The 24,911-nt window shown below is 71.9% G+C and carries 23 protein-coding genes; 6 read left to right on the forward strand and 17 right to left on the reverse strand.

Annotated features, from left to right (window positions below; genetic code table 11):
• Positions 1 to 160 precede the first annotated feature (160 nt).
• Complete coding sequence (locus K4S16_RS06060) at positions 161 to 916, forward strand: metalloregulator ArsR/SmtB family transcription factor (protein ID WP_149257737.1); 756 nt, start codon at positions 161 to 163, stop codon at positions 914 to 916.
• A 9-nt stretch (positions 917 to 925) separates the two neighbouring features.
• Here the strand turns inward: K4S16_RS06060 and K4S16_RS06065 are convergent, their stop codons facing one another.
• The 5 genes from K4S16_RS06065 to K4S16_RS06085 form a co-directional block, all read right to left on the reverse strand.
• Positions 926 to 1,372, reverse strand: a complete 447-nt coding sequence (locus K4S16_RS06065; RefSeq protein ID WP_149257738.1) for a hypothetical protein — start codon at positions 1,370 to 1,372, stop codon at positions 926 to 928.
• Positions 1,373 to 1,393: 21 nt separating this feature from the next.
• Entirely contained in the window at positions 1,394 to 2,707 is a 1,314-nt protein-coding gene (locus K4S16_RS44245; RefSeq protein WP_160160853.1) for a multicopper oxidase domain-containing protein, read from the reverse strand.
• 216 nt (positions 2,708 to 2,923) lie between these two features.
• Complete coding sequence (locus K4S16_RS06075; RefSeq protein WP_149257740.1) at positions 2,924 to 3,991, reverse strand: multicopper oxidase family protein; 1,068 nt, start codon at positions 3,989 to 3,991, stop codon at positions 2,924 to 2,926.
• Between the two features lie 494 nt (positions 3,992 to 4,485).
• The gene (locus K4S16_RS06080) at positions 4,486 to 5,829 is read right to left on the reverse strand and encodes a HAMP domain-containing sensor histidine kinase (protein WP_149257741.1); all 1,344 of its coding nucleotides are present in this window, start codon (positions 5,827 to 5,829) and stop codon (positions 4,486 to 4,488) included.
• Positions 5,826 to 6,506 carry a response regulator transcription factor gene (locus tag K4S16_RS06085; protein WP_200841696.1) on the reverse strand — a complete coding sequence of 227 codons (681 nt, stop codon included), beginning with the start codon at positions 6,504 to 6,506 and terminating at the stop codon, positions 5,826 to 5,828. Before K4S16_RS06085 ends, K4S16_RS06080 begins: the two co-directional genes overlap by 4 nt.
• Positions 6,507 to 6,533: 27 nt before the next feature.
• Between K4S16_RS06085 and K4S16_RS06090 the strand changes: the two genes are divergently transcribed.
• Positions 6,534 to 7,055, forward strand: coding sequence for a hypothetical protein (locus K4S16_RS06090; RefSeq protein WP_149257742.1), 522 nt, complete (start codon positions 6,534 to 6,536; stop codon positions 7,053 to 7,055).
• 122 nt (positions 7,056 to 7,177) lie between these two features.
• Positions 7,178 to 8,509, forward strand: a complete 1,332-nt coding sequence (locus K4S16_RS06095) for an MFS transporter (RefSeq protein ID WP_149257743.1) — start codon at positions 7,178 to 7,180, stop codon at positions 8,507 to 8,509.
• On the opposite strand, the gene K4S16_RS06100 is transcribed toward K4S16_RS06095, so the two are convergent.
• Positions 8,493 to 9,125: a PaaI family thioesterase gene (locus K4S16_RS06100; protein WP_160160854.1), complete on the reverse strand. Its 633-nt coding sequence runs from the start codon at positions 9,123 to 9,125 to the stop codon at positions 8,493 to 8,495. The genes K4S16_RS06095 and K4S16_RS06100 overlap by 17 nt on opposite strands.
• Before the next feature lie 178 nt (positions 9,126 to 9,303).
• On the opposite strand from K4S16_RS06100, the gene K4S16_RS06105 reads away from it, so the two are divergent.
• Positions 9,304 to 9,984 (forward strand): DUF4870 domain-containing protein, encoded by a 681-nt coding sequence (locus K4S16_RS06105; protein ID WP_149257745.1) that lies wholly within the window; start codon positions 9,304 to 9,306, stop codon positions 9,982 to 9,984.
• 1 nt (position 9,985) lies between these two features.
• On the opposite strand, the gene K4S16_RS06110 is transcribed toward K4S16_RS06105, so the two are convergent.
• Genes K4S16_RS06110 through K4S16_RS06120 form a run of 3 tightly spaced genes read right to left on the reverse strand, consistent with a single transcriptional unit; the run spans position 9,986 to position 12,367 of the window.
• The gene (locus K4S16_RS06110) at positions 9,986 to 10,828 is read right to left on the reverse strand and encodes an LLM class F420-dependent oxidoreductase (RefSeq protein WP_235036596.1); all 843 of its coding nucleotides are present in this window, start codon (positions 10,826 to 10,828) and stop codon (positions 9,986 to 9,988) included.
• A gap of 46 nt (positions 10,829 to 10,874) precedes the next feature.
• On the reverse strand, positions 10,875 to 11,624 hold the full coding sequence (locus tag K4S16_RS06115) for a hypothetical protein (RefSeq protein ID WP_149257746.1): 750 nt from the start codon (positions 11,622 to 11,624) through the stop codon (positions 10,875 to 10,877).
• Positions 11,625 to 11,683: 59 nt separating this feature from the next.
• Complete coding sequence (locus K4S16_RS06120) at positions 11,684 to 12,367, reverse strand: cyclase family protein (protein ID WP_149257747.1); 684 nt, start codon at positions 12,365 to 12,367, stop codon at positions 11,684 to 11,686.
• 45 nt (positions 12,368 to 12,412) lie between these two features.
• On the opposite strand from K4S16_RS06120, the gene K4S16_RS06125 reads away from it, so the two are divergent.
• Together K4S16_RS06125 and K4S16_RS06130 are read left to right on the forward strand one after the other, a co-directional pair.
• Positions 12,413 to 13,240, forward strand: a complete 828-nt coding sequence (locus K4S16_RS06125) for a HipA family kinase (protein ID WP_149257748.1) — start codon at positions 12,413 to 12,415, stop codon at positions 13,238 to 13,240.
• Positions 13,237 to 13,653, forward strand: coding sequence for a DUF3037 domain-containing protein (locus K4S16_RS06130; RefSeq protein WP_268843211.1), 417 nt, complete (start codon positions 13,237 to 13,239; stop codon positions 13,651 to 13,653). Before K4S16_RS06125 ends, K4S16_RS06130 begins: the two co-directional genes overlap by 4 nt.
• Positions 13,654 to 13,677: 24 nt before the next feature.
• Here the strand turns inward: K4S16_RS06130 and K4S16_RS06135 are convergent, their stop codons facing one another.
• From K4S16_RS06135 to ispG, 8 genes are all read right to left on the reverse strand, one after another.
• Positions 13,678 to 14,586 (reverse strand): hypothetical protein, encoded by a 909-nt coding sequence (locus K4S16_RS06135; RefSeq protein ID WP_149257749.1) that lies wholly within the window; start codon positions 14,584 to 14,586, stop codon positions 13,678 to 13,680.
• A gap of 277 nt (positions 14,587 to 14,863) precedes the next feature.
• Entirely contained in the window at positions 14,864 to 16,012 is a 1,149-nt protein-coding gene (locus K4S16_RS06140; RefSeq protein WP_149257750.1) for a S8 family peptidase, read from the reverse strand.
• Positions 16,013 to 16,139: 127 nt separating this feature from the next.
• Positions 16,140 to 17,054 (reverse strand): helix-turn-helix domain-containing protein, encoded by a 915-nt coding sequence (locus K4S16_RS06145; RefSeq protein WP_149257751.1) that lies wholly within the window; start codon positions 17,052 to 17,054, stop codon positions 16,140 to 16,142.
• Positions 17,055 to 17,149: 95 nt separating this feature from the next.
• Positions 17,150 to 17,992, reverse strand: a complete 843-nt coding sequence (locus K4S16_RS06150) for a GNAT family N-acetyltransferase (RefSeq protein WP_149258069.1) — start codon at positions 17,990 to 17,992, stop codon at positions 17,150 to 17,152.
• Positions 17,993 to 18,118: 126 nt separating this feature from the next.
• The gene (locus K4S16_RS06155) at positions 18,119 to 19,717 is read right to left on the reverse strand and encodes an alpha/beta hydrolase (protein ID WP_149257752.1); all 1,599 of its coding nucleotides are present in this window, start codon (positions 19,715 to 19,717) and stop codon (positions 18,119 to 18,121) included.
• A gap of 242 nt (positions 19,718 to 19,959) precedes the next feature.
• Positions 19,960 to 21,561: an alpha/beta hydrolase gene (locus K4S16_RS06160; RefSeq protein WP_235036597.1), complete on the reverse strand. Its 1,602-nt coding sequence runs from the start codon at positions 21,559 to 21,561 to the stop codon at positions 19,960 to 19,962.
• A gap of 154 nt (positions 21,562 to 21,715) precedes the next feature.
• Positions 21,716 to 23,371 (reverse strand): alpha/beta hydrolase, encoded by a 1,656-nt coding sequence (locus tag K4S16_RS06165; protein ID WP_149257753.1) that lies wholly within the window; start codon positions 23,369 to 23,371, stop codon positions 21,716 to 21,718.
• A 292-nt stretch (positions 23,372 to 23,663) separates the two neighbouring features.
• A complete protein-coding gene (gene ispG / locus K4S16_RS06170; RefSeq protein ID WP_149257754.1) occupies positions 23,664 to 24,857 on the reverse strand; it encodes a flavodoxin-dependent (E)-4-hydroxy-3-methylbut-2-enyl-diphosphate synthase in 1,194 nt (397 codons plus the stop codon).
• Positions 24,858 to 24,911: the final 54 nt, after the last annotated feature.

Consider the following 24,911-nt stretch of genomic DNA (forward strand, 5'->3'; position numbering starts at 1 on the left):
CGTCCCTCAGAGGTCACGCGCTTCCCCGGCGTCTTCTCATGCGTGATCCCGCCTGATTCCTAGCTCAGACCCGCGACCACTCTGTACCGCAGCAGCCGATGAGCGGCCCACGCCGGTTTCCTGACCTATTTGCACTAGCGGGTATGCATAAACTCGTCACATGGACGGCGACGCTTGGGTGGACACGGAACCCTCGGCGGAGGCGACCCTCGGCGACAGCCGCGCCCGGGTCCTCCAGTTGATCAGGACCGCGGGCTCCGGACCACTCGGCATACGGGAGATCGCCGAGCGGGCCGGGCTGCATCCCAGCACAACGCGTTTCCATCTCGACGGTCTGGTCGAGTCGGGCTTGGTGGAGCGGGTGACCGAGGATCGCGGCCGGCCCGGACGTCCGCGTTCGATGTACCGGGCGGCAGGCGACGACGGGAGGCGGAGCTACCGGCTGCTCGCGGGGATGCTCGCAAGTCTCGTCGCCGGCATGCTGCCCGATCCGCGCGAGGCCGCGATCGAGACCGGCCGTGCGTGGGGACGCTATCTCACCGATGCTCCCGCACCGTTCCAGCGCCTCCGTCTCGCGGACGCTCTCGAGCGGCTCAACCGCCTGATGGCCGGCATGGGCTTCAGTCCGGAGTTCGAACACGACGCCGAGCACCCGGATCCGGAGGAGATCCGGCTCCGGGTGCACAATTGCGCCTTCGGTGATATCGCCGACCAGCACGCGGACGTCGCGTGCTCCCTGCATCTGGGCCTGATCCAGGGGGCACTCGCCCAGATGGACGTGCCGCTGATCGCGGATCGGCTGGACCCCATGATCGCGCCGCACCTCTGCCTGGCTTATCTTCGCCGCGAGGGGAAGCCGTCCACGGAAGGTGACGGCGGGCCGGTCGAACCGATCGGACGTCCGACCGCCGACTGATCACAGGTGTCAGAGGCTCTGCTCGCCGGGCTCGTCCCGAACGGCCGTCCGCCGACCGAACAGGGCGACCAGGATCGCGGCGACCACCGCGACCTCGATCACGACGCTGATGACGTCGAGGACACCGACCGCCTCTGCCTCCCCTGCCTCGGGCCCGAAGGGCAGCCCCGCCGTACGGGTCACCGCCCACAAGGTGAGGGCGCCGAGGTTGACGAGCAGCCCGGACAGCAGCATCGGGCGCTCGTCACCGGTGTACACCAGCACGGCCCAGATGAGCTGGAACATGCCGATGGCGCTGAAGAACACGCCCTGCGCCCACCATTCGTCCAAGTGCTCCGGGACGACGGCGTAGTGGACGAGCGCCGCGACGAACGAGCCGATCGCGGCGTACCGCCTGTACAGGGCTTGCGATCGCAGGCCCGCTCCCTTGCTTCTGGCTTCGAGCAGCGTGGTCATGGTCGCCTCCTTGGTGTCGGGTCAGCCGACCTGGAAGAGGCCGAGGCCTCCGTTGGCCATGTTCATCATCTTGTGACCGAGGAAGGGGTAGGTGCCGGCGTCCGGAAGGGTGAACTCGACGAAGCCGCCCTGGGTGGGCTGCAGGTCGAGTACCTGTGACCCGCCCTTCTCCGGGTTGCCCCGCCGCAGGGTGTACTGGCCTTCCTTCCACACCGTGTCGAAGATGGTCCCGACGACGTGGAAGGCGATGTTCTCGTTGGGGCCGCTGTCATCGACCCACACCCTGACGCGTTCACCGGGCTTCACCTTGATCGGGGAATGGACGTACTGGTTGTGGTAGCCGTTGAGCACCACGGCGTCGTTCCGGCCGGCCAGCATCTTCTTCAGGTCGCCGGGCTTGCCCTGCGGCCCGAGGTACAGCTCCGACTGGACCAGCACCAGTTCCTTGTCGACCTTGCCGAGGTCCGGCGGGTCGACGATCAGTGCCCCGTACATGCCGTTCCCCATGTGGTAGATCATCGGGTCGGCACCGCAGTGGTAGGTGAAGATCCCGGAGAACTGGGCCTCGAACTCGTAGACCAGCGACTCGCCGGGTTTGATGGTCCTCATCTGGACGTTCGGCGCGACCTTCGAGGCGTGGAAGTCGATGGAGTGCGCCATCGTCCCCCTGTTGACAAGTGTGATCTTGAAGGTGTCACCGACCTTGCCGCGCAGGGTGGGGCCGGGCGCGGTCCCGTTGAAGGTCCACCGCACCTGTTTGACCCCGGGTGCCACCTCCATCTCCTTCTCGGTGACGGTGAAGGTGGCCTCGTGGACGTCCTTGCCGTCGTTGACCGGCGCCGTCGGATCGTGCGCCTTCCAGCCGGCCGGAGGCTTCGCGGCCGGGTCGATCTTCGCGTTTCCGTCGTCGGCGGCCACGGCCGCGCCGCCGCCCGCCGCCGCGGTGGACGTGGTCTTTCCGCCGGTCACGGTGATCTCGACGAGCATGCCGGCGTCCTTGTGCCCGGGGATGACGCACCATGCCTGGGTCGACTCGGTGAGCACGCCCCAGTGCTGGGTCGCGGACGTGCCCGGTTCGAGCTGTCCGCCGTTTCTGCCTTCCAGGTTGAGGGTGTGCGGCTGGCTGCCCTTGTTGACGACCTTCACGGTGACATCGGCACCGGCCGGAACCGTGACCTTGTTCGGCTTGATGTACATGTCGCCCTCTTCGAACTCGAGGGTGACCTTCTTTCCCGCTCCGGGGAGGGCCGCGTCCACGCCCCCGGCCGAGGAGGCGGCGCCGCCCGCAGCCGAGGCCAGCCGGTGGGGGCCGTGACCGGGGGATGCGCTGACCATGAGGAGCCCGACGATCAGTCCCAGCGCGAGTGCGGCGCTGATGGCGGGCAGGAGTCCGCTGAGGGCCGTGACCCGGCGGCCATGAGAGAGGGCCGCGTGCGTCCCTCTGTCGGGGGCCGGGTGATCCGGCGCAGGGGTTGTTGACATTGCTCACTCCGAATGTGCGAGAGAGGGGAAAGGGACGGTCATGGGCCGTGGGCGGCGGCCGCGCTCACCTCACGTGACCTGCATCTCCATGACCAGTCCGAACATGCCCTGGGAGCCTTCGGAGTGGGAGAAGATATGGCAGTGCCAGATCCATTTGCCGGGCTGGTCGGCGTGGATCAGGACGGTGTAGCGCTCTCCGGGTGCGACGTTGAGCGTGTCGGCCTTGTAGGTCTGTTCCAGGGGGAACCCGTCCTTGGCTATCACCACCTGGTCCACACCGTGCAGGTGCATCGGATGCGCCATGCTGCCCGCGTTGACATAGGTGACCTCGACCCAGTCGTTCAGGCGGGCCTTCAACGGGGTGGTGGCGGGGAAGGACTTGCCGTTGAGCGTCATTCCGATCGCGCCGGCGTCCTGGATCTGAATGATGTGCTTCTGGGCCACCTTCTCCTTGTTCGGGGTCGGGATCTCGCCGAACTGGATCGCGCCCCACAGCCCGCTGCTCACCTGCTTGGTGCCGTTGTAGTGGGAGTGGTACCAGGAATCGGCGATCCGCGTCACCGGGAAGGCGTAGGTGAAGGTGCCGCCGGGCTTGATCGAGTCCTGGGTGACGCTGGGGACGCCGTCCATCTTGTTGGGCAACTGAATGCCGTGCCAGTGGACGCTGGTCGGCTCGGGCAACTCGTTCTTCACGACGATGCGGACCTTGTCTCCCACGTCGGCGCGGATCGTCGGGCCCGGCACCATGCCGTTGAAAGCCCACGCGTCCACGACCTTCCCCGGCTCCACCTCCCACCTGACGGGCTTGGCCGTCAGCCGGAACTCCTTGGTTCCGTCCGGCAGCACCTTGGGCGCCAGTACCTGCCCTCCCTGCCCTTCGGTCGCCGCGGGGAAGCTCTTGTCACGCTTCGCCATGGCCTCGTCCATGGCCTTCCACCCGTCGGATCCGCCGTGGGTGGCCGCGCCGTCGGGTGAGGTCGCATCATGACCCGCGGCCCCGGCCGGGTCCGACGTCCCGGCCGAATGCGACGTCCCCGCCGCGGCGCCGCCTTCGCGTGGAATCGTCCACAGTGACACGGTCAGCGCCACCGCGAACGCCAGCGCGGCGATCAGCGCTTTCGATCTTGCACCATCCATCCTGCCGACCCCTTCCGGGCCCAGTTTTTACTAGTGAGATAGTTTTTATAGGTAAAAATGGACACAGTCCAGAGGAGGGTGTGTGAGGCGTCGCACAGTCGAGCACCGGGCCAGAGGCCGAGGAGCCGGTTCAGATGAACGATCCCCGGCAGTTGAAGCGAGTGACTTGCGACAGCAAGTCACTTAGAGGCATGCTCTATAAACCTGGAGTCACAAACTGCCTCATGGGCCGCGAACCGACCGGAGGTCTGTCCGTCTCACTCCGGTCGGCGGGCAAGGCGAACGGGGACCCGATCAAGGCACGTTTTTTCAAAAGAACTAGTTTTTACCCGCAACAGCTGCACCGACTCACAAGGTTCACCGCGGGCCCCGCGGCCACACGGGGCACCCTCGCCCGGCGCAACCCTCCGACAGAGGAGGAGGGGCACGGCCCCGGCGGCGACCTTGCCGGCTCCGGGCGCAGGCGGCTCCATGCCCGGCATACCGGGCGCCGGTCAGGTGCGGGAGTGGCGGCGGCGGACGAGGCGGCGGGAGCGGCGGGCCGGCGGCAGCCACCTCGTCCGGAACCACATCTGCACCTGGGCGCCGCCGAGGACGCTCCGGTGGATGCGCAGGTAGCCGCCGGTCGACTCGGCGGCGCGGCGGGCGATGTCCAGGCCGAGGCCGGTGGAGCCGCCGCCGCTGCTACCCCGCTTCAGCGCCGCGTCCGGGTCGGATATGCCGGGGCCGCCGTCGGCGACGAGGATGCCGGTGACGCCCTGCCCCTGGTGGAGGGTGACGACGAAGCCGGTGCCCTCGGCCGTGTGCCGGAAGACGTTGCCGAGCAGCGCGTCCACGGCGGCGGCGAGCTCGGTGCCCGGGATCGGCAGCGGCGCGGGGCCCTCGGCGCCGATCAGCTCGCAGGAGCGCCCCTCGTCCTCGGCGAGGACGGACCAGAACGCGACCCGGTCGCGCAGCACCTTGGAGGCGTCGCAGCTGCCCCGTCCGGTGGGCCGCCGGACGGTCCGGATGATCTGGTCGACCTCGCGCTCGATCCGGTCGACGGCCTCCCGGGTCTGCTCGGCGACGTGCCCGTCCCCGAGGGCCTCGACGTTGAGGCGGAGGGCGGCGAGCGGGGTGCGGAGCCGGTGCGACAGGTCGGCCGCCATCTCCCGCTCGGCCGACAGCAGCTGGACGACGTGGTCGGCCATCGCGTTGAACGCCAGGCCCGCCTCGACCAGCTCGGGCGGCCCGTCCGGCTCGATCCGCACCGACAGCTCCCCGTCGCCGAACGCGCCCGCCGCCTCGGCGAGGCGGCGGGTGGAGCGGATCATGCGCGCGCCCAGCCGGTCGGCGACGGCGACGGACCCGGCGACGAGCGCGGCGGCGACCGTCGTCATGACGAGCCACGCCTTCCAGACGCCGCGCGACAGGTCCTCGTCGGGCAGGAACACCTCGACGACGGCGGTACGGCCCGCGTCCAGCGACACCGGCTGGAGCAGCGCGTACCCGCCTTCCAGGCGCGCGGTGTACGAGCGGCCGCGCCGCCCGGCCTCGGCGAGTTGGTCGGGCCGGGCGGCGTTCTCGGTGCGGGGGTTCTTCGGGACGAGCCCGCCGTCCGGCATGTGCACGGTCATCCGCCCGGCCGCGCCGGCCTGGGTGCTGGCGACGGCGCGTTCGAGCGCGGCCGGGTCCTCGGTGACGACGAGGACGGGGCCGAGCGCGCTGGCCTGCCGCTCGGCGGTGGTCAGCGCGCGGTCGCGGGCGATCTCCCGGACGGTGAGGGCGAGCGGGATGAGGAACGCCAGGGCGACCATCGAGGTGACCGCCAGCGACACCAGGACGAGCGTCCGCCTCATGCGCCCGGGTCGGCCAGCCGGACCCCGACCCCGCGGACCGTGTGCAGGTAGCGGGGGGCGGCGGCGGTCTCGCCCAGCTTGCGGCGCAGCCAGGACAGGTGGACGTCGATGGTCTGGTCGTCGCCGTAGGCCTGCCGCCACACCTCGGCGAGCAGCTCGCGCCGCGCGACGACCCGGCCGGGACGGGCGGCGAGGTAGGCCAGCAGGTCGAACTCGCGGCGGGTCAGCTCCAGCGGCTTGCCGTCCAGTAGCGCCTCCCGGCGGTCGAGGTCGATGTGCAGGCCGCCCACGCTGAGCTCCGCGGTGGGCCCGGACCGCGCGGACCTGCGCAGCACCGCGGCGAGCCGGGCGCTGAGGTGCTCGATGGAGAACGGCTTGATGAGGTAGTCGTCGGCGCCCGCGTTCAGTAACCGGACGATCTCGGGCTCGTCGTCGCGCGCGGTCGCGATGATGACCGGCACGTCGGAGATGCCGCGCAGCATCTTCAGCACCTCGGCTCCGTCGAGGTCGGGCAGCCCGAGGTCGAGCACGACGACGTCGGGCGGGGACTGCGTGACCTCGCGCAGCGCGTCCATCGCGGTCCCGACGCTGCGCACGACGTGCGACCGGACGCTCAGCTCCCTGATCAAGGCGGTCCGGACGTTCGCGTCGTCCTCGACCACCAACACACTCGCCATGGCGGAACCGTATGCCACCATGTGCCCATGCGTCGCGCGATGTCGTATGTTGCCCCATGGGCCGGGGTGACCGCGCTCGCGGTGGCGCTCTCCTGGCTCGGGGTGCGCGGCGTCGTGCGCAGCGCGGTGTCGGACCGGTCGGCCCCGCCGCCGATCGCCGGGCCGGTGATCCATTCCAGCCCGTCCCCGCCGCCGGGACCGACGGGCATCGGGTCGCCCACCGCGCGGTCGAGTCCGCCGACGGGCCAGGACCAGGGGCCCCGGCCGTCCAAGACCCCGAAGGCGCCGCCCGGCAGGCCGGACGGCTCCGCCTCGCCCAAGCCGACCGACCACGTGCGCAGCTACGCCACGCGCGGCGGAAGCGCGGCGATGTCGATCGAGAAGGACCGGGTGCGCCTGGTGTCGGCGACCCCCAACCCCGGCTACGAGACGCGCGTGACGCAGACCGAGGGCTGGCTGCGCGTCGACTTCCTGTCCGACGAGCACACCTCGTCGATCATCGCGTCCTGGTACCAGCACGCCCCGACCGTCAAGGTCTACGAGTACTGAGCGGGGATCCACCGGTTTGTCGACCGTTTCGTGCCGCGACGGTTTCGGCGGCGAACCCAGCGGGAAACAGTGGGTCAAATCGCTGGGACCGGCGGGGGCGGTCGGAAAGGTCAACGGCTCCCATGGTTCTGGATCCCGGAGAGGCCGGGCGCGCCGGCGCCGCGGACGCCGAGGAGCGCCGCGCGCAGGTCCGCAAGGCCGCCGCCGCGAGCGTGATCGGCACCTCCATCGAGTGGTACGACTTCTTCCTCTACAACACCGCCGCGGCCATCGTCTTCAAGGACGTCTTCTTCCCCGAGTCGAGCGACTACGCGGGCACGCTGTCGGCGTTCGCGACCTACGCGGTGGGCTTCGCGGCCCGTCCGGTGGGCGCGGCGGTCTTCGGGCACTGGGGCGACCGGCTCGGCCGCAAGGCCACGCTGATCGTCACGCTCGTGCTGATGGGCGTGTCGAGCGCGCTGATCGGCGTGCTGCCGGGCACCGAGACGATCGGCTGGGCCGCGCCCGCCCTGCTGGTGTTCCTGCGGATCCTGCAGGGCATCGCGGTCGGCGGCGAGTGGAGCGGCTCGGTGCTGCTGTCGATGGAGTGGGGCGACCGGGAACGGCGCGGGCTGATGGCGAGCCTGCCGCAGCTCGGCGTCCCGATCGGGCTCATCCTCGGCACCGGCATGATGACCGCCATCGCCCTCTCCGCGGACGAGGCGTTCCGCGCCTGGGCATGGCGCATCCCGTTCCTGTTCAGCCTCGTCCTCGTCGCGATCGGGCTGTGGGTGCGGGTCCGGGTGATGGAGACGCCGCTGTTCGCCGAGGTCGTCAAGCGCGACGAGGTCGCCCGGGTACCGGTCGTCGAGGTCGTCAGGCGCCACCCCAAGGAGATCATCCTGAGCGCGCTGCTGCGCTGCTCGGAGCAGATGCCGTTCTACCTGTTCACCTCGTTCGCGCTGACCTACGTGCACAAGCACCTCGACATGGCGCAGGGGCTCGCGCTCAGCGCGGTGACGGCGGCGGCCGCGCTGGAGCTGTTCACGATCCCCGCCGCCGGGCATCTCGGCGACCGCATAGGGCCCCGGCGGGTGTACGCGGCCGGCTCGATCTGCGTGGCGCTGTTCGCGTTCCCGTACTTCGCGCTGCTCAACACCGAGATCGCGGCGCTGGTCGTCGTCGCGGTGGTGGTGGCGCAGATCCCGCACGCCGTCCAGTACGGGCCGCAGGCGTCGCTGATCGCCTCGACGTTCCCCACGCGGCTGCGGTACGGCGGGGCGGGCATCGGCTACCAGCTCGCCTCGGTGTTCGCGGGCGGCCCCGCGCCGCTGCTCGCGACGTGGCTGCTGCACGACTACGGCTGGCAGGCCATCTCGATCAGCATGATCGTGGCCTCGGTGCTGACCCTCGGTGCGCTCGCCCTGCTGCCCGCGCCGGTCCCGGACCGGACGGAGGTCAGTACTGCGACGTGACGAACCGCTGCGGCATGATGAACATCGCGGTCGCCTCGACCGTGACGCGCCCGTCCGGCGCGCTGATCGTCCCGGACGCGTAGACCTTGCGCCCCTCCACCCGGCTCGCCTTCGCCTCCACCTGGAGCGGGACGCCGAGCGGGGTGGGGCGCCGGTAGCGCGTCTCCAGGGTCGCGGTCATGCCCGGGTTGCCGCTGGCGGCCGCCGCCATGCCGAGCGCCTGGTCGAGCACCATCGCGGAGACGCCGCCGTGCACGTACGAGGGCGGGCCCTCGTAGACGGCGCCGAGCGTGAACGTGCCGCGGACGATGCCGTCCGAGTCGGCCTCCAGGACGATCGGCGGCGCGAGGGGGTTGAGCGCCCCGGCGACGGGGTTGGCGATCTGGCGGTCCATGCGGGTCTCGCCGGGCGTGGCGAACGGCGGCGCGTCGCGGCGCTCGGCGGAGAGCCGGGCGGTCAGCGCCGCGATCTCGTCCGCCACCGCGGCGGCCTCGGCGGCCCCGGCGGCGGTGAGGACGGTGGCCTCGGCGAGTTCGCGCACGCGGGCGGCGAGACCCGTCAGCGCCGCGGCCTCGTCGTCCCCCAGCACGGGCCGGTCCATCGGGATCTCGCTCAACTCAGCCTCCTCGCGGGGCATGCCCCCTCGCCCCATTGGCCGAACGAAATTCTAGAAGATGCGGGCGACCGGTCCGGACACCGGTCCCGCTGAGCGGTCGCCGCGCGGGCGCGCCCGGCTCCTATAGATTCCTGCGTATCCCCTGCAGGGACACTCGACGAGGACATGAGGACGCCCCGTGACGGACCAGCCCCCACCGCCGCCTTCCGACCAGCCCCCGCCTTCCGACCAGCCCCCGTCGTTCGACAAGGCGCCGTCGTTCGACAAGGCGCCGTCTTCGGACCAGCCGCCCTCGTTCGACCAGCCGCCCTCGTTCGACCAGGCGCCGCCCTCCGACCAGCCGCCGCCTCCCCAGCAGCCGCCGCCCTATTACGGCGCCTACGGCCAGCCGCCCGGGCAGCCCGGCCTGCCGCCGGGTCCGCCGCCCGGTGCGCAGCCCGGCGCCGCGTACGACCCGCGCTACGGGTACGGCCCTCCCGGCGTCCCGTACGCCGCGCAGAACCCGGGCGAGGAGACGACCTGGGCGATCTTCGCCTACGTCGGGAACGTGCTGATCGGCTTCATCCCGCCGCTGGTCATCTACCTGGTGAAGAAGAACACCTCGCCGTTCACCCGGTTCCACGCGGCGCAGTCGATGAACTACCAGCTCACGATGCTCATCCACCTGCTGGCCGTGGCTGCGCTCTGCGCCCCGCCGGCCATCGTGATGAAGGAGCCCGCGTTCCTCGTCCCGCTCATCCTCCCGTACCTGGAGGTGCTGATCGGGGGCTGGGTGTTCCTCATCCTCGGCGCGGTGAAGGCCGGCAAGGGGCAGTACTACCGGTTCCCGACGTTCTTCTGCTTCCGCATGATCCGCTAGCTCACAGGTGGGCGCGGGCGTACTCGTCCAGCACCGGCAGGACCGCGTCGCGGCCGCCCGCGGGGACGCGCAGCACGACCTCCTCGATCCCGAGCGAGGCGTAGTGGTCGAGCTTCCCCGGGGTGGGCAGCGTCCCGAACGGGATCACGGGCACCGGGTCGCGGCCCGCGTCCTCGCAGGCGCGGCGCAGCGCGGGCAGGGCCTCGCGGACGCCCGCGCCGCCGATCGGCATCCACCCGTCCCCGTACTCGGCGATGTGCGCGAACAGGGTGGGGCCGGGGGCGCCGCCGAGCAGCACGGGGACGCGGCGGGACGGCTTGGGCCACGCACGGCTAGCGGCGAAGCTCACGAACTCCCCCTCGAAGGACGCCTCCTCGTCCGTCCAGAGGGCCCGCATGGCGAGGACGTGCTCGCGCGCCACGGCCCTCCGCCGCTTCCACGGGACGCCGTGGTCCGCGCCCTCCTCGGCGTTCCACCCGTAGCCGATGCCGAGCACGACCCGTCCGGGGGCAAGCCGGTCGAGGGTGGCGACGGCCTTGGCGGTGACGATCGGCTCGCGCTGGGCGGGCAGCAGGACGCCGGTGCCGAGGACGATCCGCTCGGTCGTGACGGCGGCCGCGGCGAGCGACACGAGCGGGTCGAGGGTGCGGGAGTACTCCTCGGGCAGGGTCTCGGCGCCCGTCGGCGCCGGGGTGGCGCGGGACACGGGGATGTGGGTGTGCTCGGGGAGGTAGAGGGAGGCGAACCCGCGCGCCTCCGCCTCCCCGGCCAGCTCGTGCGGCGCCATGGTCAGGTCGGTCGCGAACATCGTGATGCCGAGGCGCATGCCGGGTCCCTCCGTCAAGGTCCCCGCAGCCTATCGGCGTGACCAAGCGATAGCTCGGCGCGGCTCAGCCGCCGAGATCGCAGACGGCCGCGGTGGCGTCGTCGTGGACCTTGCCCCGCGGCCAGCGGACGGCCCGGGGGTCGGTGCGCTCGGCCTCCCGCGTCCGCTCGATCAGCGCCGCGGGCCCCCGGTCGGCGGCCAGCGCCGCCAGCCCTGCCCAGCCGGTGGCGCCGAACATGTCGGCGAGGCGCGTCGCGCCGTCGGTCAGCAGGAACGCGCGGCGCAGGTCGGCGGCCGGCACCGTGCCGGTGATCGCGGCGTCGGCCACGGCCGGGTCCGCGGCGGCGTAGTCGCGGCCCCCGGTGATCTCCCGCAGGCCGTCGCGGCCGTCCAGCAGGACGGTCGAGTCGGCGAGCACCAGGTAGTCGACCAGGTCGCCCCGCCGCCGCAGCGCGAGCACGGTCGCCGCCGGGGTCGTCGGGACCCGCAGGTCGCAGGTGGCCCGGTGCGCGGCGGCCACGTCCGCGATCGCCCCGGCGAGCCGCGCGACCAGCGGCCGGGCGCCGGGCCGGTGCGCGCCCTCGGGCGGCCCCACCGGCGGGCCGGCCTGCGGCCCGAACCCCTCGAGCAGCCGCGCCAGGAGCCGGGTGCCGAGCGACCGGGAGTACCAGGCGGTTCCGTGCGCGCAGCCGAGGTCGGTGCCGAGGGGCAGCCCGCAGCCGTCGAGCACCACGACCGCTCCGGCGGCGGCCGCCACGAAGTCCTCGTTGGGCCGCTCTGGGCTGCCCTGGTCCGTCGCCCACTCCACCCGCATCCGTCCACATCCTCCCGTCGGCCGGTCCCCAGTATGGGCCGGACGGCGCGGGCGCGCTCTCAGACAAGGACGGCCCGGTCGTCCACGCGCGCGACGGCCCGGACGGGGGCTCCGTCCGCGCCCGCCAGGGCCAGCGGGAACAGGGAGACGTCGATCGCGCAGCCCGCCGCCTGGGCGTCGGCGAGGCGGCCGAGACCGGTCAGGTTCTCCGCGATCACCGCTCCGGCGCCGCAGAGGACGCGGTGGGCGGCGAGCGAGAAGTCGTCCGAGCCGGGCGGCGGGGTGCGGTCCACGCTGAGCGCGTCGATGCCCACCGTCAGCACGCCCGCGGCGACGATGGCCTCCGCCGTCTCGGGCGCCGGATAGGGGTGGGCCAGGTAGTCGGCGGTCCCCCAGCGCTCCGACCAGCCCGTCGCGATGAGCAGGACGTCGCCCGGCGCGAGACCCGCCGGGACTGCGTCCGGCGGGATCGGCGCGCGGGGCGGCAGGCCCCGCACGTCCATCACCACGGCCGGACCGGTGAACCGCGCCAGCGGCAGTTCGTCCAGCCTCGGCAGCGCGTCGTCGATGTGGAACGGGGCGTCCACGTGCGTGCCGGTCTGCGACCCCAGGTGCAGCCGGAGCACGTTCACGCCCGCCTCCGCGACCGTGAGGGCCGGGACGGCCTCCACCTCGGGGTCGCCCGGGTAGACCGGCATGCCCGTGGTGATCGGCACCGACAGGTCGAGCAGCTCAACGCCCATGTAGTCGATTATCCCGGCCGCACCCCCACCCGGTAGCGTTGCGGCGTGTTGCCACATGTGACCGCCATCCGCTACGTGACGCCGCTCCGCGAGGGCGGATCGCTTCCGGGCGTCGTCGAGGCCGACGACCTCGGCACCTACGTCATGAAGTTCCACGGGGCCGGGCAGGGCCGCAAGGCGCTGATCGCCGAGGTGATCGCCGGCGAGCTGGCGCGCCGCCTCGGCCTGCGGGTGCCCGAGCAGGTGCTCATCGACCTGGACCCGGCGATCGGACGGCACGAGCCCGACCCCGACGTGCAGGACCTGCTGAAGGCCAGCCCCGGCTGGAACCTCGGCGTCGACTTCCTGCCCGGCTCGCTCGGCTTCGACCCGCTCGGCTGGAGCCCCGACCCCGGCTTCGCCTCCCGGGTGCTGTGGTTCGACGCGTTCATCGGCAACGTCGACCGCAGCTGGCGCAACCCGAACATGCTCGTGTGGCACGGCGACGTGTGGCTCATCGACCACGGCGCGAGCCTGATCTTCCACCACGCGTGGTCCAACGCGGCCCGGCTGTTCTCCGGCCCGTACGACGTGGACGACCACGTGCTGACCCCGTACGCGACCCGGCTGGAGGAGGCCGAGGCGGAGCTCGCCCCCAGGATCACCGAGGGGCTGCTGCGCGAGGTCGCCGACCTCGTGCCCGACCACTGGCTGGAGGGCGAGCCCGGCTTCGCCGACCCGCAGGCGCTCCGCGACGCCTACGTCGACATCCTGCTGCCGCGCGCCGGGAAGCCGCGCGACTGGCTGCCCGGCCTCGACGTCAGCGGCCACCGCCCGGACACCTCCGCCCGGCGCGGCCAGAACCGTCCCGGCTGGCTCGGAGGCGCCTCGTGACCTCCGGCAGGACGACCAACATCAGGACGGCGGCCGAGCCCACGGTGTTCGAGTACGCCGCGCTGCGCGTCGTCCCGCGCGTCGAGCGGGGCGAGTCCATGAACGTCGGCGTGGTCGTGTACTGCCGCGCCCTCGACTACCTCGGGTGCCGCACCCACCTCGACGAGCGGCGCCTGCTCGCCCTGGACCCGGCGCTCGACCTGGCGGGCGTCCGGGCCGCCCTCAACGCGGTGGACGCGGTCTGCTGCGGCGGGGAGCGCGCCGGCCAGGCCGCGAAGGAGGCCCCCGGCTCGCGGTTCCGGTGGCTGACCGCGCCGCGCAGCACGATCGTGCAGCCGGGCCCGGTGCACGCCGGGCTCACCGGCGACCCGGCCGCCGAACTCGACCGGCTCCTCGACCTGCTGGTCCGGTAGCGGCCGGCCTGGCCCGGCTTCGGATCAGGTCCACTCCCAGCGGATGCCGTGGTAGCCGGCGGCCATCCCGAACTCGATGAAGTGGACGCTCTGGTAGCTGGACAGCCGCAGGTCGGCGGTGTCCTTCAGCGCGGTGTGCCCGTCGGGGCGCCACGTCCGGTAGCAGCGGGCGGGCAGCGCCGCCGGATGGAACCGGATCTCGATGAGGTACTCGTGCTGCGGGGTGCGGAAGCCGCGGCCCTCCTCGGTCACGGGCGGGCCGGTCTCCTCGAACCCGAAGCCGTACTCCAGCAGGTAGGTCTCGCCGCGGCCGAGCGCCCGGTCGAACAGCAGCTCGGCGGCGATGAGGCCGCTCGCCTCGTCCATCCGGACGCGGCCGAACCGGCACCCGCGCACGGTGCGCGACGAGGGCAGCACGCCCTGCGGGTGGTGGTAGACGGCGATCCAGCGGTCCACGCCGCGCTGCTGGGCCTGGAACACCGCGCGGACCCGGACCTCGCGCAGTTCCCGCCGCCGCCCGATGATGTACTGGTCGTGCAGGCTGAGGCCGGTGAGCTGCCGCTCGCCGCGGTCGCCGATCTCGTCCAGCAGGTCGCGGACGCCGGGCTCGGGGCACAGCTCCTCGACCGGCAGCCAGGGCCCGGCGGGACGGTCGGTGGTCGGCCTGAGCAGCGTCAGCAGGGAGTGCCGCGGCAGCTCGAGGATGGTCTCCAGGCCGCGGACGGCGCGCAGGGAGTCTGCGCGCTCGGGCCGGGTCCGGCCGCGCTGCCAGTAGCTCAGGGTGGACAGGCTGACCGCGATGCCCTGCTCCTCCAGGCGGCGCCGCAGCGAGTCGAGGCTCAGTCCGCGCGCCTGGATGGCGGCGTGCAGGGCGACGTTGAACGGCCCGTACTGGAGGACCTGGAGAAGATCGTCCTCTGCGACACTCTGCATGCTCGGCCTCCGGATCGGCTCCGGCCGGCCCCCGCAAAACGGCCTTGACTACCGCAATTGCAACTTCCGCGCTCACTGTAAGGCTCCGCGGGCGGGATGCCAACAGGCAAACTGTCACAACCGTCGGCCCCGGCTTCCGCCGAAGCGGTCACCGGGGCCCGGTCGCGCCGTGGCGATGAATCCTACCGACGTGATCCGGTCCCCGCCCGCCGCTCGCACGGCGGGCGGGGTGCCGGATTCCCGGGTCCGCCGGCGCGGACCGGACCCGGAGGCCCTGTCAGAGGCTGCGCTTGTTGAGCAGGCGGTTCGGCGTCCCGGACGGGTTGCCGCTGATCACGCCGCTGACCGCGTTGGAGGTCAGCCAGCTGCGGATGGTGCTGTAGGAGGCGTTGCCGTTCGCGGCCTTGTAGAGGGCGGCGACACCGGTGACGTGCGGGGTGGCCATCGAGGTGCCGCTGATGGTGTTCGTCCCGCCGTTCAGCCAGGTCGAGGTGATGGACGTCCCCGGTCCGTACAGGTCGACGCAGGACCCGTAGTTGCTGTAGGAGGCCTTCGCGTCGCTGCTCGTGCTCGCCGCGACGGTCGTCGCGTTCGCCGCGCTCGCCGGCGAGTAGTTGCAGGCGTTGCCGTTGTCGTTGCCCGCGGCGACGGCGAGGAAGACGCCGGAGCTCGCGAGGCTGTTGGCGGCGGAGTTCACCGAGGAGGAGTAGCCGCCGCCGAGCGACATGTTGGCCACCGCCGGGTTGGAGTGGTTGCTCGCCACCCAGTTCATGCCCGCGATGACGCCGGAGTACGTGCCGCTGCCCTGGCAGTTCAGCACGCGGACACCGCGCAGGTAGACGTTCTTGGCGACGCCGTAGGAGGTGGAGCCGACCGTCCCGGCGACGTGCGTCCCGTGGCCGTTGCAGTCGACGCCGTTGCCGCCGGTCGCGTCGTACACGTTGGACGCGCGCCCGCCGAACTGCGGGTGCGAGGTGTAGATGCCGGTGTCGATGATGTAGGCGTACACGCCCGCGCCGGTCGAGTTGTAGGTGTAGCTCTTCGACAGCGGGAGGGCGGTCTGGTCGATGCGGTCGATGCCCCACGACGGCGGGTTCGACTGCGTGGTGTCGGCGCGGACGACCGCGTCCTGCTCGATCGACGCGACGCCGGGCGTGCGGCGCAGCTTCGTGAGCTGGTCGGAGCTGAGCTTGGCGGCGAATCCGTTCAGCACCTTGCCGAAGCGGTGGGTGGTGCTGATCCCGCGCTTGGACACGGTGGCGCCGACCGACACACCGGACTTCAGCGTCACGATGTACTGGCCGGCGACGCCCTGGCCCGGGGCGGCGAGGGTGAGCGGCGCGTTGGGGGTCACGGCCTGGGCGGGGGTGGCGAGGACGGCGGCGAGGGGCGCCGCGGCGAGGGCCGCGAGCAGGGGCTTCTTCATCGAAACTCCGTTCGTGGGGGGCACCCCGGCCACAGGGGGAGGCCGGGGTCACGAAGCCGATCGATGTGAATGCTCTGCGAGAACGCGAGAAAGCGTCAACATTTCGACGCCGACTGGATTTCAGCTGTTAATGCCACTCCCACTCGATGCCGACGATGCCGCGCCTGACGGCCCCGACCGCGAGGTTCGCGCTGCCCGAGGTGCCGATCCACAGCTCGCCGAGCCGCCTGCGCGGGGACGAGGAGCCCTCGGCCGTGAAGCCGTAGCAGCGCGCGGGCAGCCGGTCGCCGTCGAACTGGACGAGCGCCACGTAGTCGTGGACCGGGTGGGAGAAGCGCCGGTCGTAGCTGTCGGGTGCGGGCTGCCCCACCGGACCGAGCTCGTACTCGACGACCGCCGTGTCCCCCGTCGACAGCACCCGGTCGAAGACCAGCTCGAACGCCACCAGCCCGCCCTCGGCGCGGATCCGGCCCGGGCGGCAGTACCGCACGTCCACCAGCCCGGCCGGGTCGCCGCCCGCCCCGTTGCCCGTCTGGTGGACGCAGACCACGCGGTCGATGTCGTCGCCCACCGCCCGCAGGACGGTCCGCACCGACAGCGTCCAGGACCGGCGGGCCTCGTCCAGCCGGAAGACGTCGTGGACGCTGAGACGTTCGAGCCGGTGGTCGCCGGACCGGTCGAGCTGGCCCACCAGGCAGGCGTAGCGTTCGGGATCGGGCCACAGGTCCCGGACGCCCCGGCCGCGCTCCCCCGCGTTCGGCTGCCCGGCGCCGCCCCCGCCGCGCGCGGCGGGCCCCCGGACGGGCGCGACGGCGTGCGCGGGGTCGTCCAGCAGCTCGGTGAGGGTGCCGGACGGCACCTGGAGGATCTCCTCCAGCGCGACGACCACGGTGCGCGAGCGCGGTCTGCTGCGGCCCCGCTGCCAGTAGCTGAGGGTGGCCACGCTGACCGTGAGGCCGCGCCGGCCGAGCCGGTGGCGGATCCGCTCCAGGGTCAGCCCGCTCGACTGGATCGCCTGCCGCAGTGCCCCGGCGAACTCCACGGCGGGATGGTACCCGGCAGGGAAGATCGAATCAGAGACCAGGGCAGATCAGGCACGTAATGACAATCACCTGAGAATCCCAGGAAAGGAGCGTTTCAGAACAGAATCGACATAAACGAGCCCGACTCGGTGAACCCCACCCGGCGGTAGGCCGCCCGCGCCCGCGTGTTGTAGTCGTTGACGTACAGCGAGACGGTCGGCGCGATGCTGTGCAGCGCCTCCCGCACCACCGCCGACATCCCGGTCTCCGACAGGCCCCGCCCCCGCAGGTCGGGGGGCACCCACACGCCCTGCACCTGGCAGGCCAGCGGGATGACGGCGCCGACCTCGGCCTTGAACATCACGCGGCCGTCCTCGATCCGGGCGAAAGCGCGGCCGTCGCGGATCAGCTCGGCGACGCGGGCCCGGTAGAGCACGCCTCCGTCGCCGGCGTTGGGCGACACCCCGACCTCTTCGGTGAACATTGCCACGCAGGCCGGGTAGACGATGTCGAACTCCTCCATCCGGACCCGGCGCACGCCGGGGTCGGCGGGCACGTCCGGGACGGTGGAGGTCGCCATCACCGGCTGCTCGGCGCGGACGGCCCTCGGCGGCCCCCAGTAGGGCGCCAGGATCTCCCACAGCTCCCCGACCGCGTCGACGGGCCCGACGATGGACGAGCAGCGCCGCCCCTGGGCCTGGGCCCGCTCGGCGAACGCCCGGACCGCCTCCGGCCCGGCCGCGACCGGGATGAGGTTGGCGCCCGAGTAGCACAGCGAGACGAGCCGGCCCTCGCGCAGGTAGCCCCACATCTGGGCGCCGAGGCGGCGCGGATCGAGCCCCGCGGCGTGCACGCGGGAACTGACGAACACGTTGGACACCGGGTCGGCGTCCAGGATCGCGAGGGCCTCCGCACGGTACCGGTCGTCCAGCACGCGCACCGGCATCGAGCCCAGCATCCGCACGGCTACCGGCCCCCGGGCCTCACCACTGAAAGCTCCACGTGGACAAGCCTATGCCGTCCCGAGGCCGCGCACCTCCGCGCCCTCGGTCACAGGCCCGTCCGGCGGCGGATCAGCGGCGGGTCACCGGTGGGCCGCCGCCTGCTCCGCCCGGTCCGCCTTGGCCGCCTTGGCCGCGGCGGGCTCGGGCCCGGCCGTGCAGCTCTGGTCCGGTCCGGGCCGGCTCGCGGGGAGCCTCCCGGCGTCGAGATAGGCGGCGACGGCCCCGTCGACGCACTTGTCATCGGACAGCGAGACGCCGTGGTTGTGCCCGCCGGCCTGGACGAGCAGCCGGGACGTCGGGAACAGGCCGTGCATCTCAAGCGCGCCCGGATACGGGGTCGCGGCGTCCTCGGTGGCCTGCACCATCAGGATCGGCGGCAGCGCGGGGCCGCCCTCCACCCGCGGCGGCGGGCCGCCGGGAATCCCCCAGAAGGCGCAGGGCGCGTTGTACCAGGTGTTGCTCCAGGTCTCGAAACGGTAGCCCTGGCGGTAGAGGCGCTCGCTGTCGGCGTGCCAGCGCCCCCAGTCGCGCGGCCAGGCGGCGTCGCGGCACTGGACGGCGCTGTAGACCGTGTAGTTGTTCTGCTCGAGCCGCGACGGGGGCTGCCACGCCTTGCGCAGCGGCGCCGGGTCGTGCCGGACGGCGTAGGCCGACAGCGCCCTCGCGTGCGCGGCCCAGCCGTAGTCGCCGTAGCCGTCGGCGAGGAACACGTCGTCCAGCTCGGAGGGCCCGATCCGCCCGTCGAGCGGCTTGGCCTTGAGCTCGGCCCGCACCCTGGCGTAGGCGGCGGCGACCTCGGCTCCGGAGCCCCCGAGCCGGTAGGCCGCGTGGTGGCGGGCGATCCAGGCGAAGTACGCGTTGATGCGCTTCTCGAAGGCGACGTTCTGGTCGAGGTTGTCGCCGTACCAGACCCCGCTCGGCCGGACGACGCTGTCGAGCACCATGCGGCGGACCCGCTGCGGGTACATCGTCGCGTACACCGCGCCGAGGTACGTGCCGTACGAGTAGCCGAAGTAGTTGATCTTCTGCTGGCCGAGGGCGGCGCGGACGGCGTCCATGTCGCGGGCCCAGTCGGCGGTGCCCATGTGCGGAAGGATCCTGCCGTACCGGCGGGCGCAGTCGTCGGCGTACCGCCGGGCCCCGTCCTTCCAGGCCTCCTCCTCCGCCGCGCTCGCGGGGACGGCGTCGGGGCGGGCGCGGCCCGGGTTCTGGTACTTCGGGTCGCAGACGAGTTCGGGCTCGCTGGCGCCGACGCCGCGCGGGTCGAAGCCGATCCAGTCGTAGGACGCGGCGACCCGCTTCGGCAGCGAGTCCGTGAAGAAGGCGGGCAGGTCGCGCCCGTGCGCGCCGGGCCCGCCCCGGTTGAGCAGCACCACGCCCTGGGACCGCGGCGCGGTGTGCGGGGCGCGGGTGAGTCCGAGGGTGATCTGCTCGCCGGCCGGGTCGGCGTGGTCGAGCGGCACCCGGAGGGACGCGCACTGCAGGCCCTTGAGCCGGGCGCCCTCCACCGGGTCCTTGGCGGGGCAGGGCTTCCAGGCGAGGCCGGCGGGCCTCGGCTCGGGAGGGGGCGCGGGCGCGGCGGCCACGGGCGCCCCCAGTGCGGCGGCCCCGGCGACCGCGAGCGCGGCCGCGACGGCCGCCGTCACCGCCACGGCCCTCTTTCCAGCGTCGGTCAGCACCTTCGCTTTCTACCGGTGGGACGGCCCGGAGTCGCGCATCCCGGGATCGCGCGATTCCACCCCCAAACGAGACCACCCCCGACAAGTCCCGAAAAGCGAACGCGGCGCGCCCGGCCTGCCCCGGAGAGGGGGCGGGCCGGGCGCGCCGCGCGACGGCGCGCTACCCGGGTGCCGTGCTACCCGGGGCTACCCGAGCGCCATGCGCCCGAGCGCTGTGCCACTGAACGCTGTGCCACTGAACGCTACGGGCGTCCGACCGGAAGGTCCTTGCCCGCGGAGGCCCGCGCGGCCTTCGCGGTCATGGCCGTCGGGTCGGGGTCGTTCAGCACCGGGACGGCCTTGCAGTAGGCGTCCGGACCGCGGTGGCTCGCCGGCAGCGCGCCGGTGTCGAGGTACGCCGCGACCTTGTCGTCCAGGCACGCGTTGCCGTTGAGCGTGTTGGCGTGGGTCTTTCCGCCGACCTCGAACACCAGGCGCGAGGACGGGAAGACCTTGTGCATCTCCAGGCCGCCCGCGACCGGGGTGGCCGCGTCCTGGGTGGACTGGACGAGCAGCATCCCGGCAAGGCCCTTGGCGCCCTTCAGCTTGAACTCCGGCCCGCCCTGGAACGGCCAGAAGGCGATCGGGGCGTTGAACCAGACGTTGCTCCAGGTGTTGAACCGGTAGCCCTGCCGGTAGAGCTTCGCGGCGTCGTGGTGCCACTTGCTCCAGTTGCGCGGCCACCGGGCGTCGGCGGCCTGGACGGCGTTGTAGACGGCGAAGCCGTTGTCGTCGCCGCCGGGGCTCATCCAGTCGAGGAGGCCGGAGGCGTCGTTGTCGTTGACCCACGCCGAGAGCGCCTGCGCGAACGGGATGTAGTAGCCCGTGTTGTAGCCGGCGGACAGCACCGTGTCGTCCAGCTCGTCCGGCCCCATCTGGCCGCCGATCGGCGCCTTCTTCGCGGCGGCGCGGACGGCGTAGTACTTGGCCTCGACCGCCTTCTCGGTCTTGCCGAGGTGGTAGAGCGAGTCGTACTTGGCCATCCAGGCCCACCAGGCCTTCATGTTGTGCTCGAAGGCCTTGTCCTGCTCCAGCTGGGCGTCGTACCAGACCGTCTTCGGGTTGACGTTGCCGTCCAGCACCATCCGGTTCACGCGCTTGGGGAAGAGCGTGGCGTAGGTGGCGCCGAAGTAGGTGCCGTACGAGAAGCCGTACCAGCTGATCTTGTCCTGGCCGAGCGCGGCGCGGATCGCGTCGACGTCGCGCGCGGCGTCGGTGGTGCGCATGTGCGGCAGCAGCCAGCCGAACTTCTTCGCGCAGTCCTGCGCGTACTTCCTCGACTTGGCGATCCAGGCCTTCTCCTCCTTGGCGGAGGAGGGGACGTAGTCCGGCCGGATCGGGTCGGAGAAGTGCGGGTCGCAGGTCAGCGCGGGCTTGCTGGAGCCGACGCCGCGCGGGTCGAAGCCGATGATGTCGTACTTGGCGGCGACGTCCGCGTGCCCGGTGCCGCCGATCCAGCGGGCGAGGGCCGGCGCGTACTGGAGGCCGGAGCCGCCCGGGCCGCCCGGGTTCACGAACAGGGTGCCCTGGTAGTTCTTGTCGTCGGTGTGCTTGAAGCGCGACACCGCGATGGAGATCTTGCGGCCGTTGGGCCGGCTGTAGTCGAGGGGCACCTCGACCTGGGCGCACTGCGCCTTGTTCATCGGGTCATTCGGGCCGCTGACCTCGCACTTGCCCCAGTCGATGCCCGTGGCCGCGACCTTGGCGGCACCGGACCGCCCGGTGTCCGCGCTGGCGGAGACGGCGTACCCCGCCCCGCCCGCCGCCACGACCGCAGCGGTCGCGACGAGAACGATCCTTTTCACTTGACCCCCTCAGATCGGCGACTCCGGGCCGGCGCCATGCCGGAGGGGGGTGCCGCCGATGCGTAGCGGAATGCGGATTTCCTGCGTGTGGCCGGCCATGCCGGACCCCGGGGATCGCTCCCCGGGGTCCGGTCCGCATGACCTGCGACCGGCGTCAGCGGATGACGTCGGACTTCAGCTGCGCGGCCTTCAGCGAGCCCGTGCCGCTCAGCGTCCGCGCGGTCGCCGTGGACGGCGGCTTCGGGTCACCGAGCTGCGGGACGTGGACGGTGCGCGCCGCCGGACGCTCTCCCCGCAGGAAGTAGGCGTCGAAGTAGGCGTCCACCTGGGCGGAGCCGCGGTGCACGATGCAGTGCGTGCGGTCGCCGTCCTGGACGACCAGGCGCGAGCCCTTGAGCCTGCGGTGCAGTTCCAGCGCGCCCGCGTACGGCGTGGCCGCGTCCGCGGTCGACTGGAACATGAGGATGTTGTTCGGCAGGTCGCGGGTGTGGCCGATGTTCACCGGCTTGCCGGCCTTGGCGGGCCAGAACAGGCACGGCGCGTTGAACCAGGCGTTGCTCCACGTCATGAACGGGTGCTTGCGGTTCACACGGTCGTTGTCCCGCTGCCACTTCTTCCAGCTCAGCGGCCACTGCACGTCGGTGCACTCGGTCGCGGCGTACATCACGTAGCCGTTGTCGTCGGCACCGCCGGACGTCGGGGAACCGAAGGTCCCGACGAAGGTGGAGGTGTCGCCGGTCTTGTAGGCGGCGAGCCCGGCGGCGTAGCCGTGCCAGATGGCCTGGCTGCGGCGGTAGCCGGCGTTGAGCAGGACGTCGGTCAGCTCGTCGGGGCCGACGGCGTACTCCTGCCCGTCGAAGGTGGCGTAGGCCGGGTTCGACTTGAGCTTGTTTCGCAGGCCGTAGAAGAAGTCATGGACCTGGCGCTGCGTGCTGCCGAGGTGGTACACCGAGTCGTACTTGGCGATCCAGCCGAAGTAGTACTCGATGTTCTTGTCGAAGGCGACGTCCTGGTTGAGGTTGGCGTCGTACCAGACGTCGGACGGGCCGACGTTGCCGTCCAGCACCATCTTGTCCACGCGCTTCGGGTACACGGTCGCGTACGCGGAGCCGAGGTAGGTGCCGTACGAGGCGCCGTAGTAGTCGAGCTTGTCGTTGCCCAGCGCCTTGCGGATCGACTCCATGTCGTTGACCGAGTCGATCGTCTTGACGTGGTTCAGCAGCCCGGTCGTGTCGGCCTTGCCGCACGCCTCGGCGTAGCCCTTGGACAGCTTCAGCCACGTGCTGACCGACTTGCGGTCGCCGGTGCCGTAGTCCGGGCGCGGGGCGTTGGTGTAGTTCGGGTCGCAGGTGAGCGCCGGGACGCTCATCCCGACGCCGCGCGGGTCGAAGCCGATGACGTTGTACGCCTCGCGCATCGGGGCGGAGTTCTGCGCGAACACGCGAGGTCCGAACAGGGCGCCGCCGCCGCCCGGGCCGCCCGGGTTGACCACGATGTCGCCCTTGGCCGGACCGGATCCGGTGTGGGGCGTCTTGGTGAGCTGGATCGTGATCTTCTTGCCGTTCGGCTTGGAGTAGTCCATCGGCACCGACAGCTCGGCGCACTGCACGATCTTGGAGACCGGGTACAGCGCGTCGTAGTAGTCGTGCACCGTCTGGACGAAGTCCGCGGGGCAGGCGTGCCACTGGGCCGCGGCGGGGTTGAATCCTCCGGCCGTTCCGGCGGAGGGGCTCGCGGCCTGCGCGCTTGTGGCGGCGAGACCGGTGAGACCGAGCCCGGCCACCGCGGCCACGACAACAGTCCTCTTCACATATCCCCCTATCGCGCCGACTCTCGGTTGAGTCAGACATACGGGTCAATGAGCGAAGATTGTGGCGGTTCCGACTTCCGACCCGACAGGGGCCCATCACAGTGGATGCTGAATCGTGACAAGATCAGCGGAACTCTGTGATATCTGCGGACGTTCCGGTCCCGGATGCCCGCCTGCGACACGGGTTCCGGACATGCGAAAGCCCCGGGTCGCAGACCCGGGGCTCTGGGGTTTCGCTACGGCGCCGGCCCGCGGCGCCGGCCGGCAGGCGCGCCGCCGGCAGGCCGCTTCGTCAGCCGACCACCACGTCGGCGCCCGGTCCGGAGACCGCGCCGTTCTCGTCGATCTCGATGCCCATCTCGTCGGCGATGCGCATCGCCTCCTCGATCAGGGTCTCGACGATCTGCGCCTCGGGGACGGTCTTGACGACCTGTCCCTTGACGAAGATCTGGCCCTTGCCGTTGCCGGACGCGACGCCGAGGTCGGCCTCGCGGGCCTCGCCGGGACCGTTCACCACGCAGCCCATCACCGCGACGCGCAGCGGGACCGGGAAGTCCTTCAGGCCGGCGGTCACCTGCTCGGCGAGCGAGTACACGTCCACCTGCGCGCGGCCGCAGGACGGGCAGGAGACGATCTCCAGGCCGCGCTTGCGCAGCCCCAGCGACTCCAGGATCGCCGTGCCGACCTTGACCTCCTCGACCGGCGGCGCGGACAGCGAGACCCGGATGGTGTCGCCGATGCCCTCCGCGAGCAGCGCGCCGAACGCGACGGCCGACTTGATCGTGCCCTGGAACGCCGGGCCCGCCTCGGTGACGCCGAGGTGCAGCGGGTAGTCGCAGGCCGCCGCGAGCTTGCGGTACGCCTCGATCATCACGACCGGGTCGTTGTGCTTGACCGAGATCTTGATGTCGCGGAAGTCGTGCTCCTCGAACAGCGAGCACTCCCACAGCGCCGACTCCACCAGCGCGTCGGGGGTGGCCTTGCCGTACTTCTCCAGCAGCCGCTTGTCCAGCGAACCGGCGTTGACCCCGATGCGGATCGGCACGCCCGCGCCCTTGGCGGCGCGGGCGATCTCGCCGACCTTGTCGTCGAACTTCTTGATGTTGCCCGGGTTGACCCGGACGGCCGCGCAGCCCGCGTCGATCGCCGCGAACACGTACTTCGGCTGGAAGTGGATGTCGGCGATGACGGGGATCGGCGACTTGCGCGCGATCGCCGGCAGCGCTTCGGCGTCGTCCTGCGACGGCACCGCGACGCGGACGATCTGGCATCCGGACGCGGTCAGTTCCGCGATCTGCTGGAGCGTGGCGTTCACGTCGGCGGTGAGGGTGGTGGTCATCGACTGCACCGACACCGGGGCGTCGCCGCCGACCGGTACGTCACCGACCATGATCTGCCGGGACTTGCGGCGGGGCGCGATCGGATCGGGCGCCCCCTGCCCGTCGCCATCGCCGCGGACGCTCGGCATTCCCAGTGAAACGCTCATCCCTCTCCTCATGTTTTCGGCCCCGTACAAAGCCTAGGTGCCCCGCGCGGCTGA

Source organism: Actinomadura sp. K4S16 (genome assembly GCF_008327685.1).
Lineage (GTDB): Bacteria > Actinomycetota > Actinomycetes > Streptosporangiales > Streptosporangiaceae > Spirillospora.

What these genes read in the sequence shown, in the direction of transcription:
- K4S16_RS06060 (WP_149257737.1), top strand. Translation starts at nt 161, where the DNA reads ATGGACGGCGACGCTTGGGTGGACACGGAACCCTCGGCGGAGGCGACC.
- K4S16_RS06065 (WP_149257738.1), bottom strand. Translation starts at nt 1,372, where the DNA reads ATGACCACGCTGCTCGAAGCCAGAAGCAAGGGAGCGGGCCTGCGATCG.
- K4S16_RS44245 (WP_160160853.1), bottom strand. Translation starts at nt 2,707, where the DNA reads ATGGTCAGCGCATCCCCCGGTCACGGCCCCCACCGGCTGGCCTCGGCT.
- K4S16_RS06075 (WP_149257740.1), bottom strand. Translation starts at nt 3,991, where the DNA reads ATGGATGGTGCAAGATCGAAAGCGCTGATCGCCGCGCTGGCGTTCGCG.
- K4S16_RS06080 (WP_149257741.1), bottom strand. Translation starts at nt 5,829, where the DNA reads ATGAGGCGGACGCTCGTCCTGGTGTCGCTGGCGGTCACCTCGATGGTC.
- K4S16_RS06085 (WP_200841696.1), bottom strand. Translation starts at nt 6,506, where the DNA reads ATGGCGAGTGTGTTGGTGGTCGAGGACGACGCGAACGTCCGGACCGCC.
- K4S16_RS06090 (WP_149257742.1), top strand. Translation starts at nt 6,534, where the DNA reads ATGCGTCGCGCGATGTCGTATGTTGCCCCATGGGCCGGGGTGACCGCG.
- K4S16_RS06095 (WP_149257743.1), top strand. Translation starts at nt 7,178, where the DNA reads ATGGTTCTGGATCCCGGAGAGGCCGGGCGCGCCGGCGCCGCGGACGCC.
- K4S16_RS06115 (WP_149257746.1), bottom strand. Translation starts at nt 11,624, where the DNA reads ATGCGGGTGGAGTGGGCGACGGACCAGGGCAGCCCAGAGCGGCCCAAC.
- K4S16_RS06120 (WP_149257747.1), bottom strand. Translation starts at nt 12,367, where the DNA reads ATGGGCGTTGAGCTGCTCGACCTGTCGGTGCCGATCACCACGGGCATG.
- K4S16_RS06135 (WP_149257749.1), bottom strand. Translation starts at nt 14,586, where the DNA reads ATGCAGAGTGTCGCAGAGGACGATCTTCTCCAGGTCCTCCAGTACGGG.
- K4S16_RS06140 (WP_149257750.1), bottom strand. Translation starts at nt 16,012, where the DNA reads ATGAAGAAGCCCCTGCTCGCGGCCCTCGCCGCGGCGCCCCTCGCCGCC.
- K4S16_RS06150 (WP_149258069.1), bottom strand. Translation starts at nt 17,992, where the DNA reads ATGCTGGGCTCGATGCCGGTGCGCGTGCTGGACGACCGGTACCGTGCG.
- ispG (WP_149257754.1), bottom strand. Translation starts at nt 24,857, where the DNA reads ATGAGCGTTTCACTGGGAATGCCGAGCGTCCGCGGCGATGGCGACGGG.